We start from the raw sequence: 18,835 nt of genomic DNA on the forward strand, positions 1-18,835 counted from the left end.
CCGGCAATGCGATCGCAAAGCCGGTTACGTCACGCAAACGGCCCTTTAGCGAGTTGTTTAACGTGGCTGCAAGCCGACCGGCCAAATCACCACGGAACTGTTGCGTTCTTCTAGAACTCGTGCGGCCCGGCGTCAACGGCCAGCTATTGCCCGCCTCTCGACATTCGCGGCTACGGCTTGTATTTCCGCTGCGGCCTCCGGACGGAGGCATTCTCGATGGATTTGCGACATGGACAAGACAGCGGACAAGGCACGGCCGACGCCCCGCGCGGGCATTATGGACATCGACGCCTATGTGCCGGGCAAGAGCACGGCCCCGGCCGGCGTTGCCAAGGTCCATAAATTGTCGTCGAACGAGAACCCGCTCGGCCCGTCGCCGAAGGCGATCGAGGCCGCGCGTGAAGTGGCTGCCAAGCTCGATGTCTATCCCGACGGCACCGCCCGCCGGCTGCGCGAGGCGATCGCCGAGGTGCATGGCCTCAACCCGGCGAACATCATCTGCTCCAACGGTTCCGACGAGATTTTGGGCCTGCTGGCGCAGACCTATCTTGCGCCAGGCGATGAGGCGATTTTTACCGAACATGCCTTCATGGTCTACAAGATCTACATTCAGTCGGCGGGGGCCAAGCCGGTTGCTGTGAAGGAAACCGAGGAACGCGCCGACGTCGACGCGATCCTGGCCGCGGTGACGCCGCGGACCAAAATCATCTTCCTCGCCAATCCCAACAATCCGACCGGAACCTATCTGCCGTTCCAGGAGGTCCGCCGCCTGCATTCCGCTCTCCCGGGCAACGTGCTTCTGGTGCTCGACGCGGCCTATGCCGAATATGTCAGGCGCAATGACTATGAGGCCGGCATCGAGCTGGCGGGCAGCGCACAGAATGTGGTCATGACCCGCACCTTCTCCAAGCTTGGCCTTGGCGGCGCGCGCATCGGCTGGATGTATGGCCCACTGCACATCGTCGATGCCATCAACCGCATCCGCGGCCCTTTCAACGTTAACGCAACAGCGATCGAGGCCGGCATTGCCGCCATCCGCGACCGCGCCCATGTCGAGCGCAGTTCGTTGCACAACGAGACCTGGCTTACCTGGCTGAATGAAGAGCTGACGAAGCTTGGGCTGCGCGTGACGCCCAGCGTCGGCAATTTCGTCCTCATCCACTTTCCCGACGACAAGAGGCATTCGGCTGAGGCGGCGGACGACTACCTCACCCAGCGCGGCTATATATTGCGGCGCGTTACCGGCTATGGCTTTCCCAATGCGCTTCGCATGAGCGTCGGCACCGAAGAAGCCAATCGCGGCGTCATCGATGCCCTCACGACATTCCTGAAAAGCTGAAACAATGACAGCACCGATGTTTGAAAAGATCGCGCTGGTCGGCATCGGCCTGATCGGCTCGTCGCTGGCCCGCATCACCCGCCGCGAGGGCCTGGCCCGCCATGTCGCCATCGCGACGCGCAGCCCGACCACGCTGGCACGGGCGAAGGAGCTCGGTCTTGGCGAGAGCTACACCACCGACGCCAGGGAAGCGGTCCGCGACGCCGAACTGATCATCGTCTCGGTGCCGGTGGGATCGTCGGGCGAGGTGGCGCAAGAGATCGCAGCGGCGCTGAAAAAAGGCGCCATCCTCACCGATGTCGGTTCGACCAAGGCCTCCGTCATTGCGCAAATGCAGCCCTATGTGCCGGAAGGCGTGCATTTTATTCCGGGGCACCCGCTGGCAGGTACGGAGAAATCGGGCCCGGATGCGGGTTTCGCCGAGCTGTTCGAAAACCGCTGGTGCATCTTCACGCCGCTGCCGGGAACCGATCCGGCCGCGCTGGAAAAGCTGTCGGAATTCTGGCGGCGCTGCGGCTCCAACATCGACACGATGGACCCGCAGCATCATGACATGACGCTGGCCATCGTTTCGCATCTTCCGCACATCATTGCCTACAACATCGTCGGCACGGCCGACGATCTGGAATCGGTGACCAAGTCGGAAGTGATCAAATATTCGGCTTCCGGTTTCCGCGACTTCACCCGTCTGGCCGCCTCCGACCCGACCATGTGGCGCGACGTATGCCTGCACAACAAGGATGCCATCCTGGAAATGCTGGCGCGCTTTTCGGAGGACCTCGCCTCGCTGCAGCGGGCGATCCGCTGGGGCGACGGCGACAAGCTGTTCGACCTGTTCACCCGCACCCGGGCCGTTCGCCGTTCGATCATCGAGGCCGGCCAGGATATCGACGTGCCGGATTTCGGCCGGCAGGCGGTCGAGCACCCGGTGAAAAGTTAAATCTGTTTCAGACGGGCCAGGTCGCCGCGACCATGGCCATTGCCTCGTCCCTGTTTGGCGCCCCCAGCCGGCCGCCGAAGCGCTGGCATTTGAGCGCGGCCGCCGCGCTGGCAAAGCGCAACGCCTGCTCGATCGGCATGGTTTCCGCCAACCCGACAGCAAAGGCGCCGTGGAAGACGTCGCCGGCGGCAAGCGTGTCAACCGCCTTGATCTTCGGCGCCGCGATGTGGCGCACGCATCCGGCGGACCGGTCATGCCACCAGCTTCCCGCGGCGCCGCCGGTCACCGCCACGAAGGCATCGGTGCGGCTGGCGAGGTCGGCACAGGCGGTTCCGGGGTCCAGCGCATGGCCGCAGACGATGCGTGCCGCCGTCTCCGAAGCGACGATGTGCGATGCCAGCGGCAGCAGGCGCTCCAGCACCTCAACCGGCGCCGTGTCGGCGTCGAGGATGGCGGGACGGCCGGCGCTGCGCGCGGCGGTCAAGGCAAGAGCGGCGGCGCCCGGCCAGCGCACATCGACCAGCACGGCATCGAAGCCGGAAAGATCGGCGACAGGCACCGCCTCGGGGCCGGCCTGCGCCTTTGGGTCGTAGAAGGGCACGATGATGCGCTCGCCATGAGCGTCGACCAGGATCGCGGCCAGCGCCGAGCGGGCGCCTTCGACGCGGCGGACAAAGCCGCAATCGACGCCCTCGGCCTCGATGCCGGCCAGCAATTGGTCGCCGACGGCATCGTCACCTGCCCTTGCCCACAGGAACACCTCGGCGCCGAGACGGCGGGCGGCGCAGGCAGCACTTGTCGCCATGCCCGAGGCGATCTGGATGCCGTCCGAGGCGATGAACTTGCCCTGATGCGTGGGCAGGGTTTCGACGCGCAGGATGGTATCCAGCGTCAGCGCGCCAACGCTCAGCAGTTTCACCGGTCGGTTCATGCGTCGGCTTGCTCGAGCACGATCTCTCCCCAAAAGCCGTTCCCGCTCTTTGCGATCATGCTCTATCTCTTTGTTTTAACGCAATTCCGGACGGAAAACCGCTCACACTTTTCCTGGAATTGCTCTAATCGAGCGGCTTGATCTTGCCCAGCGGAATGAAGCCGAGCGAGGCCTTGCCCTTCACCACCTTGAGCGGCATCGACGGTTCGTTGCCGAGCAGCGCCAGACCGGCAAAGCCTTGCTCGATCTGGCTCTTCTGCTCGGGGATTGCGGTGGCGAGGATTGCCGCCACGGCTTTGGGATCCTGCAGCTTGATCGTCAGGTCGGCATTGACCTGGCCGTTGGCGTCGACCGACACCGGGCCGGAGACGGTGATGCGCGCGGTTCCCGACGACAGATCGAGCTTGTGGATGTCGACCGCCTGGCCGCGCAGGCTCCTGGCCTGCGTCTTCATCAGCGCGACGCCGTTCTTCAGCGTCGCGTCGCCGCTGCCGTCGAGCGGCGGCAGCACGCGCCCGCCGATCGCGTCGGCGTCGATCTCAAGATCGGTGAAGCTTCCGGTATAGCCAAGGTCCTGGCCGTCGGGTCGCAACTCGCCCGCCGCGGTTCCGGCGCTGAACAGTGAAACCGGGTCGGTGTCGTCGGCCGGATCGGTCTGGCCGGACAAGCTCTCGGCCTGCAGCGAAATGCTGCGTGGCAAGGGCCAGGAGAGCTTGGCATTGGCCTGCAGATTGTCCCAATCGATCCATAGCGGCGCCATCCCGGGCACCGAGGTCCGCAGTGGCCCACGCAACTCGGCGGCAGGCGACAAAGGCCGGATGAGTTCTGCAACGAAGTTGAAGCTGCCTGCCGAGGCGGCAACGTTTCTGGCGTCGTCCTCGTAAGCCAGATTGTCACAGGAGATGGCAAAACGCAGGGGGTAGCCGCTGACGGTGAGGTTGGCGCAGCCGGCCTCGATGCCTTTGTCCTTGAGCGAGGCCACCGCCTTGTCGGCTTCGCTGCTGACGCGACCGGCGACATAGAACCAGACCGCGCTGTAGGCGCCGAACAGCATAACGACCAAGGCAGCGAGCCACATCAGCCGGTGGCGAAACTTCGACGGACGCTCGTCACTTGACGTCATGCTGCGGCTTTCATTAACGCGGGCGTGTTGCGGGTGGACTGTGGTTACGCAACAAGCAAAAAGACAGAAGAGCACCGATTCCGATGCGGCGGCGTCACCTTCGTGCAATCAGGCTTGGCGATATGGGCGATTTTTGGGTTTTTGGCTATGGCTCGCTGATCTGGCGGCCGGGATTTGCGCATGTGGAGACCCGCCGCGCGCGGCTTTACGGCTACCGCCGGTCGCTCTGCGTCTATTCCTTCGTGCATCGCGGCACGCGTCAGCGGCCGGGCCTGGTGCTCGGCCTCGACCGTGGCGGCTCCTGCATCGGGCTGGCGTTTCGCGTGCCCGGCGAGTTGCGCGATGAGGTGCTGACCTATCTGCGCGAGCGCGAACTGGTGACCAGCGTCTATCTCGAGCGTGTGCTCGATATCAGCCTCGACGGGAATGGTGCGGCCGCGGCAGAGAGAGTGAAAGCGGTCGCCTATATCGTCGACCGCCAGCATGAGCAGTATGCCGGCGGGCTCGACCCTGCGCATGCGGCAGGTGTTATCCGTGGCGCCGTCGGCCAGTCCGGAAACAACGAGGACTATGTGCTCAACACGCTGCAGCATCTCGCGGCGCTGGGTATCAGCGACCACTGGCTGGAAGAGGTGGCGAAGCGGATCGCCTCGTGAGCCAGTAGGCCACGGCGAGCCTGCAGGCGAAGCGCTCGCGCCTTTGTGAAGCGCTGGCCCGCTGGAAAAATTGGCTGAGGCCTTTGACCTCGGCGCGGCGAGACCTAGCTTAGCTGCGGCCCGGAGCATTCGGGTCGCCCGCCGCCAGCCCACGGAGCCCCGTTTTGCAAAAACGCCGTCTCGGTCAAACCGACCTTTCCATCGCGCCGCTGGTTCTGGGCGGTAATGTCTTCGGCTGGACCGCGGACGAGAAGACCTCCTTCGACCTGCTCGACCGGTTCGGCGACGCCGGCCTCAACGCTATCGATACGGCCGATGCCTATTCGCGCTGGGTGCCCGGCCACGCGGGCGGCGAGTCCGAGACCATTGTCGGCAAATGGATGAAAAGCCGCGGCAACCGTGACAAGATCATCGTCATCACCAAAGTCGGCTCGGATATGGGACAAGGCAAGAAGGATCTGTCCGCTGCCCATATCGAAAGGGCGGTCGAGGCGTCGCTTGAGCGGCTGCAGACCGATGTGATCGACCTCTATTTGTCGCACTGGCCGGACCCGACCACGCCTTACGAAGAGACGCTCGGCGCCTACCAGAAGCTGCTCGCTGCCGGCAAGGTCCGCCATATCGGCGCCTCGAATCTTGACGCCGGCCAGCTGCGCGCCGCGCTCGATGTTGCCAGCCTGCGCGAGCTGCCGCGCTACAGCGTGCTGCAACGGAATACAATCTCTACGACCGCTCATCCTTCGACGGGCCGCTGCGTGATCTGTGCGTGGCCGAGGATATCGGCGTCATCACCTATTTCAGCCTCGCCAAGGGGTTTTTGAGCGGCAAATACCGTAGCGAGGCCGATCTCGGCAAAAGTGAACGCGGCGGCGGCGTGAAGGCTTATCTCAATGCGCGCGGCATGCGCATTCTGGCCGCACTCGACACTGTGGCGGCGCGCCATTCGGCCAAGCAGGCGGAAGTAGCACTCTCTTGGGTGATGGCGCAGCCCGGCATCACCGCGCCGATCGCCAGCGCCACGACGCTGGACCAGGTCGACAGCCTGGTGCGCGCCGCATCGCTGAAGCTCAGCGCGGAGGATCTCGTGGCGCTGGACAAGGCCAGCGCCTAGCCGCGCAGGTTCGGCACGATCGTTCAAGACGACGGCTGTCCGCCTTGCCACACTGTTCTCCATTATTGTGGAGAAGAGGCAGCATGGCCGCAGACATTCTTTCGCAGGCGCAGCCCTGGCAGCAATTGCTGGCGCTGGTGCTGGCGGCAACCGTCGTCATGGGCAGTCCTGGCCCGGCGACGATCAGCGTCACGGCGATAGGGGCCGCCTTCGGCCTGCGCAATTCGCTTCACTACACATCGGGGATCATTTTAGGCACGGTCGCGGTGCTGCTGGTGGTGGCCACCGGCATCAAGGCTATCCTCACCTCGATGCCGGGCGTAGCGCCAGTGCTGGCGGTCGCTTCCGCCGCCTATATTCTCTACCTCGCTTACAGAATAGCGACAGCGCCGCCGCTGGCCGCGCGTGACAGCAGCGCGGTTCTGCCGACCTTCCTCGGCGGCTTCCTGCTCGCCGTTGCCAACCCGAAAGCCTATGTGGCGATTGCTGCGGTCCTTGCTGGCTCCGCGACCGCAGCCGGCGCCGATGCTCTCGGCATCCCGGCCAGGCTGGCGGTTCTCACCCTGATGATCGTAGCCATCCATGTGCTGTGGCTGCTGGCCGGCGCGGCCTTCGCCCGCACCCTGCGCCAGCCGCTGACGTCGCGGATCATCAATCTGGCCTTCGCGGCGACGCTGGTGCTGACCACGGCGCTGGCGGCGTGGCCTTGAGCCGGCCCGCAGAAGAGATCAAGCTTTGGTCTTTTTTGTTTTGGCGCGATTCAGGACGGAAAAAACCGCTCACACTTTTCCTGGAATTGTTTTGGCGGCCGCGGCGAGTTCGGCCAGCCGCTTGACCGCCGTCGGCGGCATTTGCGGCGGGTTAGGAGCCTGCGATGCCTCGATCAGCAGCTGGTCGCAGGCGACTTCCGTATCGCCGATCAGCCGGTCCATGAATTCGTCCTTGCCGAGCCCGGGCGGAATCGGCGGCAGGAAGCGGGCCTTGATGGTGCCGGGAAAGCGCAAGAATTTGCGGCGAGGCCAATAGAGGCCGGCGACATGGGCGACCGGTACCACCGGGACGCCAAGCTGCGTATAGAGCTCGACAATGCCGTATTTGTAAGCCGGCTCGTCGCCTGGCGCTCGGCGCGTGCCTTCGGGGTAGATAATCAGCTGGCGCGGATTGCGCCCCATCTCCTGCTTTGTCGATGCAACGACCTGCTTCAACGCCTTGGAGCGGCTGCCGCGGTGAACCGGGATCATCCGCATCTTCAGGATGTACCAGCCGAAGAAGGGGATCCAGGTCAGCTCGCGCTTCAGGATATAAAGCGGATCGTGGAGGAAGGGAAAGAAAGCGATCGCGTCCCAAAACGACTGGTGTTTCGGCGCCAGGATGAAAGAGCCCTCCGGCAGGTTCTCGACGCCGGTGATGTCGCTCCTGGTGCCGGCGATCTTGTCGTAGAGCCACAGGCTGGTGCGCGACCAGAATTTCGGCACGAACCAGGCGCGATGGCGTGGCGAGAGGAAGTAGTAAGGGGTCCAGAGGACCATCTGGACGATCAGATTGACATAGAAGACGAAGTTGAACGCCAGCGAGCGGATATAGAGCATGCGGGGAAGGGCCCGTTGAGGAGGTGTGCGTTGGTTACACCAAGCGCGGGCAAAAAGGAAACGCCGCAATGGCCTGACATAGGCCGGCTCGCCACTGACTCAAGCCAGTCTCAACTCACCACGTCGCCTGCAATAGCCGCTGCTTCAGCCGCGGAGCGGCGAAATCGAGGAACGCCCTGAGTTTCACCGCCAGCAGGCCTTGGCCGGCATGGACGAGGCTCACCGGCCACGGCTGCGGCTCGAAGGGTCGCAAGACCGGGACGAGCACGCCGGAACGTACTGCGTCCGCGATCTGGTAGGAGAGCACCCGCGTCATCCCGGCGCCTGCAATCGCGGCATCGATTGCAGCTTCCGCCGTGTTGACGCGCAGCCGTGAGTGGATCGGCACGATCAGTTCGCCCTTGTCGCCGGCAAAGCTCCAGCTGGCGAGCGCTGCAGGCCCTTCGAAACTGATGCATTCATGCGCGGCCAGATCGTCCGGCGTCCGCGGCATGCCATGCGCGGCGATATAGGCGGGGCTGGCGCACACGACGCGACGGATCGCGCCGATGCGGATGGCAATGAGGCTCGAAGGCGCAAGCTCGCCGATGCGGATGGCAAGGTCGAGATGTTCCTCCGCCAGTTGGGTTATCCGGTCAGCCAGCGTCAGGCGAATGTTGACTTGAGGATAAGCCGCCAGGAATTCGGTGACGACAGGCAGCACGTGCAGGCGACCAAAGACGACCGGCGCGGTGATGAACAGGTCGCCGGTCGGCGTGCTGTATTCGCCGGCAGCGGTGCGTTCGGCTTCGCCGACCTCGCCGAGGATGCGGCGGCAGGCGGCGAGATAGGCCTGGCCGGCATCGGTCAGCGTGAGCTGCCGGGTCGAACGGTTCAGCAGGCGCGCCTGAAGGTGCTTTTCGAGGTCGGAAACCTTGCGGCTGACCGTTGCCAGTGGAATGCCGAAATGGCGGCCGGCAGCGGAAAGGCTGCCCGCTTCCACCGCGGCGACGAACAGCGACATGGCTTCGAGACGATCCATAGTTTCTTCCGGCAATTGGAAGGATAGCTTGCAACTATGCCATCTACATCCAAAACATGGAAGGACCTACCTCTTCGCTTACAATGGCCGTGTTTCGGCCCCGCGGAGGCTTCCATGAATGCTCATACTTTCACCAGCGATGTCGCCTTCACGCCGACCGTCAAGGCGATCCAGACCCGCAAAGGTTCGCGCAAGGGCTATGCCAGCGCCGAGGAGCGCGGCGGATGGCGCGCCCATATGACGCCCGACCTCGCCGACTTCATCGCGGCGCAGACCAGCGTCTTCCTGTCGACGGCAAATGGCGAGGGTCAGCCCTATATCCAGCATCGCGGCGGGCCAGCCGGCTTCCTCAAGGTGCTGGACGAGAAGACCATCGGCTTTGCCGATTTCTCCGGGAACAGGCAGTTCATCACGCAGGGGAATCTCGCCGACAACAACCAGGCATTCCTGTTCCTGATCGACTATGCGCATCGCCAGCGCGTCAAGATCTGGGGCACGGCGCGCGTCGTCGAGGACGATGCCGAGCTTCTGGCAAGGCTGATGCCGCAGGACTACAAGGCGCGCCCCGAGCAGGTCATCCTGTTCACCGTCTCGGCCTGGGATGCCAATTGCCCGCAACACATTCCGCAGCGATTCGAGGCCGCCGATGTCGCGGCCGCACTCGCCGAACGCGACAAGCGGATTGAAAGCCTCGAACAGGAGATTGCGCGGCTGCGTGGCCCGGAAGACGGCACGGTCAAGGGGTAATCGACTCAGTCCTTGGCGGTCGAAACCTCGGCCAGTGCGACGCTGTCGGCGGTCTGGCGGACCGGGACGACGCCGCGCGCCAGCGCCAGCAGGTATTTGCTGTATTCGGTCAGAAGCACGCGTAGCGCTTCCGGCTTGGTCAGCCAGTCGCCATTGTCCAGATTGGTGTTGACCACCGGATAGGGTTCAAGCCTGGCGCCATGCAGCAGGCGGCCCATCTCGAGCAGGCTGCGCGGCATGTGGTAATTGTTGGTGACGAGGATGACGCTGCCATAGGCGTGGCTCTCCACCCATTTAGCGCTTTCCTCGGCATTGCCGATCGTGTCGAGCGCGGCGCGGTCGATGTCGACACAGCAGGAAAACAGCGCCTTGTCGCCGCCGGTAGCAGCCTGCAATTGGCGGCGGCTGGCAGAGGGATGCACGCCTGAGATCAGCAGCCGCTCGCCCTTGCCGGAGGCAAGCAGATCGAGTGCTGCGTCGAGGCGGGCCTGACCGCCGGTCAAGACGATGATCGCATCGGCCTTGGCCGGGTTGGTCGGGGTCGTCATGCGGCTGACCTTGCTGGCGAACCAGCCGAAGCCACCGGCAAACAGGGCCACCAGCAGCAGTAGACAGAGGGAGGCGAGACGCAGGGCGGTGCGCAAACGGCCCAGCCCGGTGCGCACACGCGAACGCACCACTGGCATCTGTCCAGCCGTTCCGGTCGACTCCCGCGCGTTCATCATCCTATGGTTAATCCTGAAATGCCTTTTTGGTAAGGAAAAAAGCGCACATTGCGTTACGTCGGTTTTCGATCCGTGATCGTCCCTTCCATTCCTGTCCTTGCCCCCGAACTGTTTTCGCTTCTGCCCTCACGGGTCACCCCGCATCCGGCTGGCGGACATCGATGTCGCTGAGATAGGCGACGACGGTGGCGTGCGAGGTCGCCGCCGTCAGTCCGCCGATCACCAGCACCATCAGGCCGACGCCGAGATAGCCTGCCGATCCGATGGCGAAATTGCCGAACAAAGCGGTGGCCTGGTCGGCCTGCGGCGTTGCCATGTTGCGCGACGACCACCAGGAAAAGACGATGAAAACCAGGATCGCGGCTGCGCCGCCGGCGGCCGCGCCCTTCATGCCGGTGACCAGGAAATGCCAGCGGAATTCGCGCGCGATGAAGCGCGCCTCGGCGCCGACGAAATGCAGCACTTCGATGATATGGCCGTTACCCGCCATAGCGCCGCGCGTCGCAAACACTACGGTCAGCACCGTCGCCGACAGCATCAGGACCAGCACGGCGATGCCGATGGTGACCGTGGTGCGGGCCATGGCGACCAGCCGGTCGACCCATGTACGGTGATCGTCGAGCGAAGCACTCGGCAGCTTGGGCGTGAGCGCCGCACGGATGGCGCTGAAGTCGGGCGGGCTGGTCTCGTCGATGGTGACGATGATCAGGCGCGGCACCGGCAATTCGTCGATATTCAGGCCCGAGCCCAGCCATGGCTCCAAAAGGCGCGCGGTGGCGTCGCGATCGATGATCCGGGTTTCCTTCACGCCGGGGAATTCGCCGACGATCTGCGAGGCCTGGGCAAGGGCTGCCTCCATGTCGAGGCCGTCGACCGGCTTGATCTGAATCGTGGCCTCGCGCGAGATCTGGTTTTCCCAGACCGAGGCAGTGTCGCGCACCAGCGTGACGGCGCCGAAAGTCAGGCAGGACAGGAAGGTCATGATGGCGATGACCAGCACCAAGGCGCGGCCGGCAATATTCTGCGCCGGCACGATCGGCGCCATGCGGCGGTGGACGCGCTGCGTCGTCGTCGCGGGCTCGGCGGCGTCTTCATGCAGCTGTTCGGCCGATAGCTCAGTCATAAATATCCAGCCTTCCGCCGGCCAGGATCATGCGGCGCGCGTCGACCTGCTCCATCAGGCCGAGATCGTGAGTGGCGATCACCACCGCGGTGCCGAGCCGGTTGAGCTCAATGAACAGCCTGAGCAACCGGCGCGCCAGCGGCGGGTCGACATTGCCGGTCGGCTCGTCGGCAAGCAGGATTTCGGGCTGTTCGATCAAGGCCCGGGCGATTGCCGCGCGCTGCTTTTCGCCACCCGAAAGGACCGGCGGCAGCACATGCATGCGCTCGCCCAGGCCAACCCATTTCAAAAGTTCGGTGACGTCGGTGCGGTAGCTCGCTTCCTCGCGGCCGCGCACGCGCAGCGGCAGAGCGACATTCTCATAGGTGGTCATGTGGTCGAGCAGGCGGAAATCCTGGAACACCACGCCGATGCGGCGCCTGAGATGCGGCAGTTCAGCGCGCGAGATGCGCGAGCGGTCCTTGCCGAAGATGGTGATCAGCCCGCGTGTCGGCTTCAGCGACATGAACAGAAGGCGCAGCAGCGTCGTCTTGCCGGCGCCGGAGGGCCCGCTCAGGAACTGGAAGGAGCTCTCCGGAATGTGCAGGGAGATGTCGCGGAGGATTTCCGGACCCATGCCATAGCGGAGGCCGACATTTTCGAAGCGGATCACGTGCGACGACCTGAGGTGTGTGGCGGCGGCGTGCCAGCCCTTTCTGTCCAACGACCATCGGCCGCCATGGTTAACCGTCGGTTAATTTTCGCTGTTTTTGAGTGCGTCACAAGGGTTCCGGTGGGGAAGCGTTAACCATTTCCATTTACGCAAAAGAAACGAAGAGGCAACAGCGGGGCCATGATGGCTGAGCAACGAACCGCGCGCCCGGTTTCCGGCGAAATCATGACCGGGACAAGTGTCGCACCGGAATCGCGGCCTGTGGCGACCGACATCGTCGATGCGGATTATGAGGTGCTGCCGCAGCTGATCCCACTGATAGAAGCCATGCCGACGCCGGCGCGCGACATCGCGACGCCGTCGATGGAAGGCATGGAGATGCTGCGCAAATCAGATGCGTCAGCCGGGCGGCCGGCATCGCGTGGCGGGCCGATCTTCTGGATTGCCGGCATCGGTGCGGCGCTTGCCGCCTTCTGGGTCTCGGGTGGCCACGCGCTGGTGCGCCAGACGCCGTTCTGGTCAGTCGAACAGCCGGAGGGCGCCGTACTCAGCATTGCCGGCGTCACGTCGCGTGTCGACGCCTCAGGACCCGCCCCGGTGCTGTTCGTGGATGGCGAGGCCGTCAATGACGGTTTGAAGGCGGGACAATTGCCGCCGCTGGAGATACGTGTCACCGGCAATGACAGCCGCATCACCCGTTATACTCTGGGGACATCCAACCGTTCTCTGGCGCCCGGCGAAAGATTCGGCTTTTCCAGCCGCCTCGATGTGCCTAGAAACGGCGTCAAGGCCGTGGCGGTCACCTTCGCCGGCTAGTCGGTTCTCTGGAAAGGTTGTTGATGCCAGTTGTGCGCGGCAAGGACATCGAGGTCCTGTTTTCGGCGTCCGCGATCGCGCGGCGCAATCTCGAACTCGCCAAGGAGATCGCCGAGCACGACTATCACGACCTGCTGGTGATTTCGGTGCTGAAGGGCTCGTTCATCTTCGCCGCCGATCTGATCCGCGCCATGCACGATGTCGGGCTGTCGCCGGAGGTCGAGTTCATCTTCATTTCCAGCTATGGCGCCGGCACCACCAGCGGCGAGGTGAGGGTGCTGCGCGACATCGACAATGAGGTCGCCGGCCGCGACGTGCTGCTGATCGACGATATCCTGGAGTCGGGCAAGACGCTCTCCTTCACCCGCAACCTGATGCTGTCGCGCGGCGCCAAAAGCTGCGCCATCGCGGTGCTGTTGGACAAGCGCATGCGCCGCCAGACGGAGCTGAACGCCGACTATGTCGGCTTCGACTGTCCCGATTACTTCGTCGTCGGCTACGGCATGGACGTCGCTCACGCTTTTCGCGAACTGCCGTTTGTCGGTGTGGTCAAAGGCGATGCCTGAGAAAAGGGCCCGACGCTTCAAATTTTCAGAAAAAGTCAACTTTTGCCCGCCAAATTCCGGCCCATGGCAAAGCTTCTGATCGTCGAGGACGATGAGTCCGTCCGCACCCTCGCCGCCCGCGCGCTCGAACGCGCCGGGCACTCGATCGATATCGCCGCCGACGGCGCGCAGGGGCTGGCGATGGTCAGTGCTGCAGGCGGCGGTTACGACCTCGTCGTCTCCGATATCCGCATGCCGGAAATGGATGGCATCGAGATGGCGATCGCCGCAGCCAGGCTTTTCCCTGACATGAAGATCCTGCTGATGACCGGCTATGCCGACCAGCGCGAGCGCGCCGAGGAATTGAACGGCATCATTATCGACGTCGTGCAAAAGCCTTTCACGCTGGCCGAAATCCGCTCGCGGGTCGACCAGGCGCTCGCCTGCTTCGCCTGACACGCTTCAGGCGGCATCCTGAGACGCGGCGAGGACAGGCGCAGCGCTCCGGCGCCGTTCGGTGTTGAGCGCCAGCAGACCGGCGCCGATGATCAGCGCCGCACCGATGGCGGTGGTCGAGCGCGGCACCTCGTCGAAGAACAGGAAGCCCCACAGCGGCGACCAGATAATCCCGGTGTATTCGAAGGTGGCGACGCGGTTGGCGGGCGCCAGCCTGTAGGCCTGCGACAGCAGAATCATGCCGGCCGAAGCGACGAAGCCGCAGGCCGCCATCTTGAGGAAATCCGGGGTCGTCGGCCAGACCCACGGCCGCACCAGGAATTCGAGGCTGGGGTGGACAGCATGGGTTATGCCGGCAAGCCAGAATGTGCCGGCAACCGCAGCGGCGCCGACCAGATAGGCGCCGTTCTGGTAGAAGGCCATGACGGTGGAGGATTCGGTGTCGCCGATCTTGCGCGCCATCAGCTGTGAAAAGCCGTAGAGCAAAGCCGAGCCCAACGAAAGCAGCGCCGCCCAGTCGAACAGGCCGGCGCCCGGGCGCAGCATCACGACCACGCCCAGCATGCCGATCAGCACGGTGGCGAGAGCCTGCCAGGATACCCGCTCGCCGAGATAGGGCCCGGCTATCGCCATGATGAACAGGGGCGCCATGAAATAGAGCGCCACCGCGTCGGCGAGCGGCAAGGCAGCGATCGCCAGATAGTAGACCGTATAGGAGGAGAACTGGATGAAGGCGCGTATCGTCAGCAGGCCGAACCGCTTCGAGGCGATGGCCCGCAGGCCGACATCGGCGCGAACGAGAACGACCAGGATCGGCAAAGCGACGATCGAGCGGATCCACATCACCTCGGTCACGGGATAGCCGGCTGACACCGCCTTGACCAGCGGGTCCTGGAGCGAGAACACCAGCACGCCAAGGCACAGGCTGATGATGCCGAGAACGATCCGGTTGCGCATATTGTTCTGCCGGCCCTTGCCTTAACTGCCCGCAGCCGCCCGGCCATGGGGTAAAAAGAACCCGCCACCGTTTTGGGCAGCGGGTATGAGTGAGGACTCTTTGATTGGTCCGCAGCCGGTTTCGCGGCGGCATATCCAATGGGTGAGCGGACTATGCTGCGGCGTTTGACATGTTGCAAACGAATTGGAATGATACCAGAGATCAAATTTGCTTATGACGGATTCGATGCGGCCGACTCTCGACAGCGATCTCCTGCGCACCTTCGTCGCCATTGCCGAAGCGGGCAATTTCACCCGGGCGGCGGAGCAGGCCGGGCGCACCCAGTCGGCGGTGTCGATGCAGATGAAGAAGCTCGAGGAGCTGGTCGGCGACAGCCTGTTCGAACGCGGCTCGCGCGGCGTGGCGCTGACGCGCCGTGGCGGCGAGCTGATCGTCAATGCCCGCCGCATCGTCTCGCTGCTCGACGAGACGGCGGCATCGATGGCGGCGGCACCGCTTGGCGGGCCGGTGCGCATCGGCATTCCCGAGGAATATGGTCACGCCATCCTGTCGCGCGCGCTCGGCGCCTTCTCGAAGCGTCACACCAAGGTCGAGGTCACCGTGCGCTATGCACATTCCGGCGCCCAGCTGGCGGCGCTAGCCGCCGGTGAACTCGACCTCGCCGTGGTGTTCGAATGGCAGGATCCTTCCGGCGGCGAGGTGCTGATGCACGATCCGACAGTGTGGGTGACATCGAGCCTGCATCACATGCATGAGGAGCGGCCGGTGCCGATCGCGCTCTACAACCGGGCCGGCTGGTGCAAGGACTTTGCCATCAAATCGCTTGAGCAGCGTGGGCTGGCCTACCGTGTCGCCTATACCAGCGACACCACCGGCGGCCTGAAGCTCGCCGTCACCTCTGGCCTGGCGATCGCGCCGATCTCGCACAGCAATATTCCGGATGGCTGCCGCGAGCTCACCGCCGCGGACGGGTTCGGCCACATCGATTCCTCGAATGTGGTGATGCATCGCAACCCCAATGCCTCAGGCGAGGCGATCGACGGCATGCAGGAAGCAATACGCGAGGCGTTCGTCAACCGGCCGGCTTAGTCTGTTGCATCCTCGTAGAAATGCAGCCGATTGCCGAAGGGGTCGCCGACCGACACTTCACGGGTCTGCCACGACGTGGTTTCGAGGCCCGGCCGGGCGTAGCGGTATCTCTTGCCGATCAGTTCGCGGTGCAATGCCGCGATGTCCTCGACCTTGATGCGCATGGCTATACCCGGCGCGCCGTCGCCATGATGTTCGCTCAGATGCAGGACACAGCCGTCGCGGATTACACCCATGTAGAGCGGCGCATTGTCGTCGAAGCGGTGCTCGAACTCGACCTTGAAGCCGAGAAAGTCGACATAGAATTCGCGTGCCTTGGCGATGTCGAAGATGCGCAGGATGGGCGTGACGGCACCGAGTTTCGGCATGGCGCTGATACCATTCAGTTCGACGGATGTTGCCTTGGAGGCTACTTCAGCTCCAGCAGCCGCTCGAGGTAGCTGCGCTCGATGTCGGGGCTGAGCGCGTTGCCGAGCCGCTTGCGAATCGCCTCGAGAATCTGGCGGGCGCGCTGCACGTCGATCTCGTCGGGCACCTTCACCGAATCGCCGAAATCGGGTCCGCGGCTGGCGCGTGGTCGGCCCAGCGGATCGCGGCCGGCGTCCTGTTGGCGGCCGCCTTCCTGGCTGCCGCCCTGGTCGCCCTGCATCGCCTGCAGCTGCTTCATCATCTCCTTGGCGCCCTTGCGCAGCGCTTCCAGCGCGCGACCCTGGTGGCCGACTGCCTGGTCGCCTTCGCCTTCGCCAAGCGACTTTTCGGCATTGCCCATGGATTTGCCAGCGTCGCCAAACCCCTCATTGGGTTGCATGCCCATGCCTTCCAGGCCCTTCTTCAGCTTGTCGAGTTCGCTCTGCAACTGGCCCTGGCCTTCCTGCAGCTGCTTCATCGCATCGGCGAATTCCTGCGGTGTCATCGACTTCGGCCGGGCGAGAGGATCGCGATCCTTGCCGACGCCCGGCTGGTCCGGGTCGTCGCCATTGCCTTCGCCGGGCTGCTGATTATCTCCGCGCTGCATCTGGTCCATGCGGTAGGTGTCGTTCATCATCTCCTGCTGGCGGCGCATGATCTCGCCCAGCTTGTCCATCTGCTGGCGCATCTCGCTGTCCTGCTCGCCGCCCTGCTGCTGACGGCCGGCCTGCAGGTTGTTCATCATGTTTTCCAGCTGCGACAGCAGCTCCTGCGCCTTGTCGCGGTCGCCCGACTTCGCCAGGTTCTCGATCTGGTCCATCATGCGGTCGATATCACTCTGACGCAGCTCGCGACCATTCTGCTGCATCTGCGGCGCGTTCGGGTTCTGCTTGGCGCGCTCGGCGAATTCCTGCAGGAATTCGTTCATCGCCTCGCGCAGTTCCTTCATCGCCTTTTCGATCTCTTCGTCGCTGGCGCCGCGCTTGATGGCGTCCTGCAGCGCCTGCTGGGCCTGGCGGAGCCGCTTTTCGGCGGACGAGAGATTGCCTTCCTCGATGCCGAGCGCGATTTCCCAGAGATAGGCAACCTCGTTGCGCAACTGATCGTCGCTGTCCGACATCTTCAGCCGGCTGCGGGCGCTCATGATGGCGAGGTAATGCGACATGTTGTCGAACGTGTCCTCGGGCCGCAGCGTGATGGCGTCCATCAGGTCGAGCACGCGCGGCTTGGCATTGGCGTCGAGCGCCAGCAGGCGGCGCTGCTCGACCACCGCCCGCGCCAGCGGGTTGGCGAAGGGCCGCTCCGGCATCACAATAGTCTTGGTTTCGCTGGTCGCGGTGTGTCCGGCATCGTCGGTGGCCACAAGCGACAGCTTGATGCTGGCGCCGGCCCAGACATGCTCGGTGAGGTCCTTAGTGGTCTTGGCGGCGTTCGCCTTGCCGCCGCGGCGCGGCAGCGCCAGCGGCAGGTCAGGCGGACCGTAGAGCGGATGCGCATCGGGCGCCGCCGGATCGGCCAGCGCGAAAACCGCCTTGGCGGTGGCCGCGCCATAGTCGTCGTCGATCTGGTAGTTGAGCTCGAAGGCGCCGTTGACGGCGCGCTTGGGCTCGCCGACGAAGCGGATCGTCGGCGGCTTGTCGGGGATCACCGCGAAGGCCCAGCGACCGAGATCGGCTTCGCCCGACTTCAGCGTCAGCGTGCCGTCGGCGGTCAGCTTGCCGGTGAACTGGCGCAGCTTGGGGGTCGCGGGGTTGACCGCCGCTGCCTTGACGGCCGCCACCTGTGGTCCCGACGGGTCGATGGCGCGAGCATTGCCGCCCTTGTCGGCAAAGCTTAGCGTTTCCTCGCCGGAGCCGCCGGTCACGCGCAGCGAGACGTCGCTGCCTTGCGGCACGGTGAAGGTGGCAACCGCCTGCTTGGCGTTGCCATCGATGACTGGCGCGGTCAAGAAGATGGGCGGCTTGCCGGTATAGGCCGGCGGGGTCACCCAGGCATCGATGCGCGGCGGTACGATGTCGCGCGCCGCATGGGCACTGAAACCATCGGACAGCCTGCCGCCGGACGGTCCGAAGGAGAAGGCAAAAGCGGTGACCAACAGCAGCGCCGCCACGGCACGCAATGCCCACGGATCGCGCTCCGGCACGCGCGTACGCGGCAGGTCGGCGCCAAGGCTGCCGAGCTTGTCGGCCATGCGCTTTTGGTGTTCGCGCCACAACGCCTGGGAAAAGATGCTTTCCTTGCCGCTGGGACGGTCGGTCTGCACCAGCACCGGGCTGTGCTGCAGCTGGTTGGCGGCCTCGATACGGCGGTCGATTTCAGCGGCGGATGGAAGCTTGAAGAAACGCAGCGGATAGAGCGCCGCCAGCGTGGCAATACCGAACGCCGTGACCAGCATAACGCGCGCAATGTCAGGCAGCCGGGGGAAAAGGCCGAGCCAGGAGAGGCTGAGAAACAGGCTGGCGATGATGAGCAGCGGCAGAAGCAGCGGCCAGCCGCGCTCGACCGTCATCGAGACCCGTGTCGCCAGCCGGCTCAGGGCAAGCCGCCCGGCCAGGCTGCGATCGCCACTGGAAATGGGGCGTTCCGTCATGGGCCCTTCCTGCCCG

General features: G+C 64.4%; 19 protein-coding genes, 1 pseudogene and 1 riboswitch. Of the genes and pseudogenes, 10 read left to right on the forward strand and 10 right to left on the reverse strand.

The features are described 5' to 3' along the window. Window positions 1-25: 25 nt before the first annotated feature. Window positions 26-103, reverse strand: a riboswitch (SAM riboswitch). Window positions 104-229: 126 nt separating this feature from the next. Continuing rightward, window positions 230-1,339, forward strand: coding sequence for a histidinol-phosphate transaminase (gene hisC, locus NLY33_RS09130; RefSeq protein ID WP_023704330.1), 1,110 nt, complete (start codon window positions 230-232; stop codon window positions 1,337-1,339). A gap of 4 nt (window positions 1,340-1,343) precedes the next feature. Further along, window positions 1,344-2,279: a prephenate/arogenate dehydrogenase family protein gene (locus tag NLY33_RS09135; protein ID WP_023704329.1), complete on the forward strand. Its 936-nt coding sequence runs from the start codon at window positions 1,344-1,346 to the stop codon at window positions 2,277-2,279. Window positions 2,280-2,286: 7 nt separating this feature from the next. Here NLY33_RS09135 and NLY33_RS09140 read toward each other — a convergent pair whose 3' ends face one another. Together NLY33_RS09140 and NLY33_RS09145 are read right to left on the reverse strand one after the other, a co-directional pair. Continuing rightward, window positions 2,287-3,210 carry a sugar kinase gene (locus tag NLY33_RS09140; protein ID WP_023704328.1) on the reverse strand — a complete coding sequence of 308 codons (924 nt, stop codon included), beginning with the start codon at window positions 3,208-3,210 and terminating at the stop codon, window positions 2,287-2,289. A 124-nt stretch (window positions 3,211-3,334) separates the two neighbouring features. Continuing rightward, entirely contained in the window at window positions 3,335-4,333 is a 999-nt protein-coding gene (locus NLY33_RS09145) for a DUF2125 domain-containing protein (protein WP_023704327.1), read from the reverse strand. A 122-nt stretch (window positions 4,334-4,455) separates the two neighbouring features. Between NLY33_RS09145 and NLY33_RS09150 the strand changes: the two genes are divergently transcribed. The 3 genes and pseudogenes from NLY33_RS09150 (at window position 4,456) to NLY33_RS09160 (ending at window position 6,810) form a co-directional block, all read left to right on the forward strand. Beyond that, the gene (locus NLY33_RS09150; RefSeq protein ID WP_023704326.1) at window positions 4,456-4,989 is read left to right on the forward strand and encodes a gamma-glutamylcyclotransferase; all 534 of its coding nucleotides are present in this window, start codon (window positions 4,456-4,458) and stop codon (window positions 4,987-4,989) included. 164 nt (window positions 4,990-5,153) lie between these two features. Further along, window positions 5,154-6,100: pseudogene (locus tag NLY33_RS09155) on the forward strand (aldo/keto reductase). An 83-nt stretch (window positions 6,101-6,183) separates the two neighbouring features. Beyond that, the gene (locus tag NLY33_RS09160; protein WP_023704324.1) at window positions 6,184-6,810 is read left to right on the forward strand and encodes a LysE family translocator; all 627 of its coding nucleotides are present in this window, start codon (window positions 6,184-6,186) and stop codon (window positions 6,808-6,810) included. Window positions 6,811-6,879: 69 nt separating this feature from the next. Here the strand turns inward: NLY33_RS09160 and NLY33_RS09165 are convergent, their stop codons facing one another. Continuing rightward, window positions 6,880-7,689, reverse strand: coding sequence for a lysophospholipid acyltransferase family protein (locus NLY33_RS09165; protein ID WP_023704323.1), 810 nt, complete (start codon window positions 7,687-7,689; stop codon window positions 6,880-6,882). A 115-nt stretch (window positions 7,690-7,804) separates the two neighbouring features. Continuing rightward, on the reverse strand, window positions 7,805-8,710 hold the full coding sequence (locus NLY33_RS09170; protein WP_023704322.1) for a LysR family transcriptional regulator: 906 nt from the start codon (window positions 8,708-8,710) through the stop codon (window positions 7,805-7,807). Window positions 8,711-8,824: 114 nt separating this feature from the next. Here NLY33_RS09170 and NLY33_RS09175 point away from each other — a divergent pair, with 114 nt between their 5' ends. Continuing rightward, window positions 8,825-9,457 (forward strand): pyridoxamine 5'-phosphate oxidase family protein, encoded by a 633-nt coding sequence (locus tag NLY33_RS09175; protein ID WP_023704321.1) that lies wholly within the window; start codon window positions 8,825-8,827, stop codon window positions 9,455-9,457. Window positions 9,458-9,462: 5 nt separating this feature from the next. Here the strand turns inward: NLY33_RS09175 and NLY33_RS09180 are convergent, their stop codons facing one another. From NLY33_RS09180 to ftsE, 3 genes are all read right to left on the reverse strand, one after another. Further along, entirely contained in the window at window positions 9,463-10,182 is a 720-nt protein-coding gene (locus NLY33_RS09180; protein ID WP_023704320.1) for a YdcF family protein, read from the reverse strand. A gap of 133 nt (window positions 10,183-10,315) precedes the next feature. Continuing rightward, window positions 10,316-11,305, reverse strand: coding sequence for a cell division protein FtsX (locus NLY33_RS09185; RefSeq protein WP_023704319.1), 990 nt, complete (start codon window positions 11,303-11,305; stop codon window positions 10,316-10,318). Next, window positions 11,298-11,957 carry a cell division ATP-binding protein FtsE gene (ftsE, locus tag NLY33_RS09190; protein ID WP_023685344.1) on the reverse strand — a complete coding sequence of 220 codons (660 nt, stop codon included), beginning with the start codon at window positions 11,955-11,957 and terminating at the stop codon, window positions 11,298-11,300. Before ftsE ends, NLY33_RS09185 begins: the two co-directional genes overlap by 8 nt. A 180-nt stretch (window positions 11,958-12,137) precedes the next feature. On the opposite strand from ftsE, the gene NLY33_RS09195 reads away from it, so the two are divergent. The 3 genes from NLY33_RS09195 (at window position 12,138) to NLY33_RS09205 (ending at window position 13,774) form a co-directional block, all read left to right on the forward strand. After that, complete coding sequence (locus NLY33_RS09195; RefSeq protein WP_023685343.1) at window positions 12,138-12,773, forward strand: hypothetical protein; 636 nt, start codon at window positions 12,138-12,140, stop codon at window positions 12,771-12,773. A 23-nt stretch (window positions 12,774-12,796) separates the two neighbouring features. After that, window positions 12,797-13,339, forward strand: coding sequence for a hypoxanthine phosphoribosyltransferase (gene hpt / locus NLY33_RS09200; protein ID WP_023673315.1), 543 nt, complete (start codon window positions 12,797-12,799; stop codon window positions 13,337-13,339). A gap of 63 nt (window positions 13,340-13,402) precedes the next feature. Then, complete coding sequence (locus tag NLY33_RS09205; RefSeq protein WP_023673316.1) at window positions 13,403-13,774, forward strand: response regulator; 372 nt, start codon at window positions 13,403-13,405, stop codon at window positions 13,772-13,774. Window positions 13,775-13,780: 6 nt separating this feature from the next. Here the strand turns inward: NLY33_RS09205 and NLY33_RS09210 are convergent, their stop codons facing one another. Next, complete coding sequence (locus NLY33_RS09210) at window positions 13,781-14,731, reverse strand: DMT family transporter (RefSeq protein ID WP_023686707.1); 951 nt, start codon at window positions 14,729-14,731, stop codon at window positions 13,781-13,783. Window positions 14,732-14,957: 226 nt separating this feature from the next. On the opposite strand from NLY33_RS09210, the gene NLY33_RS09215 reads away from it, so the two are divergent. Next, window positions 14,958-15,821 carry a LysR family transcriptional regulator gene (locus NLY33_RS09215; RefSeq protein WP_023704318.1) on the forward strand — a complete coding sequence of 288 codons (864 nt, stop codon included), beginning with the start codon at window positions 14,958-14,960 and terminating at the stop codon, window positions 15,819-15,821. Here the strand turns inward: NLY33_RS09215 and NLY33_RS09220 are convergent. Both NLY33_RS09220 and NLY33_RS09225 read right to left on the reverse strand, forming a co-directional pair. Continuing rightward, the gene (locus tag NLY33_RS09220) at window positions 15,818-16,189 is read right to left on the reverse strand and encodes a glyoxalase superfamily protein (RefSeq protein ID WP_023685340.1); all 372 of its coding nucleotides are present in this window, start codon (window positions 16,187-16,189) and stop codon (window positions 15,818-15,820) included. The two genes, NLY33_RS09215 and NLY33_RS09220, sit on opposite strands and share 4 nt — an antisense overlap. 41 nt (window positions 16,190-16,230) lie before the next feature. Then, the gene (locus NLY33_RS09225; RefSeq protein WP_023704317.1) at window positions 16,231-18,819 is read right to left on the reverse strand and encodes a TIGR02302 family protein; all 2,589 of its coding nucleotides are present in this window, start codon (window positions 18,817-18,819) and stop codon (window positions 16,231-16,233) included. Window positions 18,820-18,835 lie beyond the last annotated feature (16 nt).

Source organism: Mesorhizobium sp. C432A, from assembly GCF_030323145.1.
Classification (GTDB): Bacteria; Pseudomonadota; Alphaproteobacteria; order Rhizobiales; family Rhizobiaceae; genus Mesorhizobium.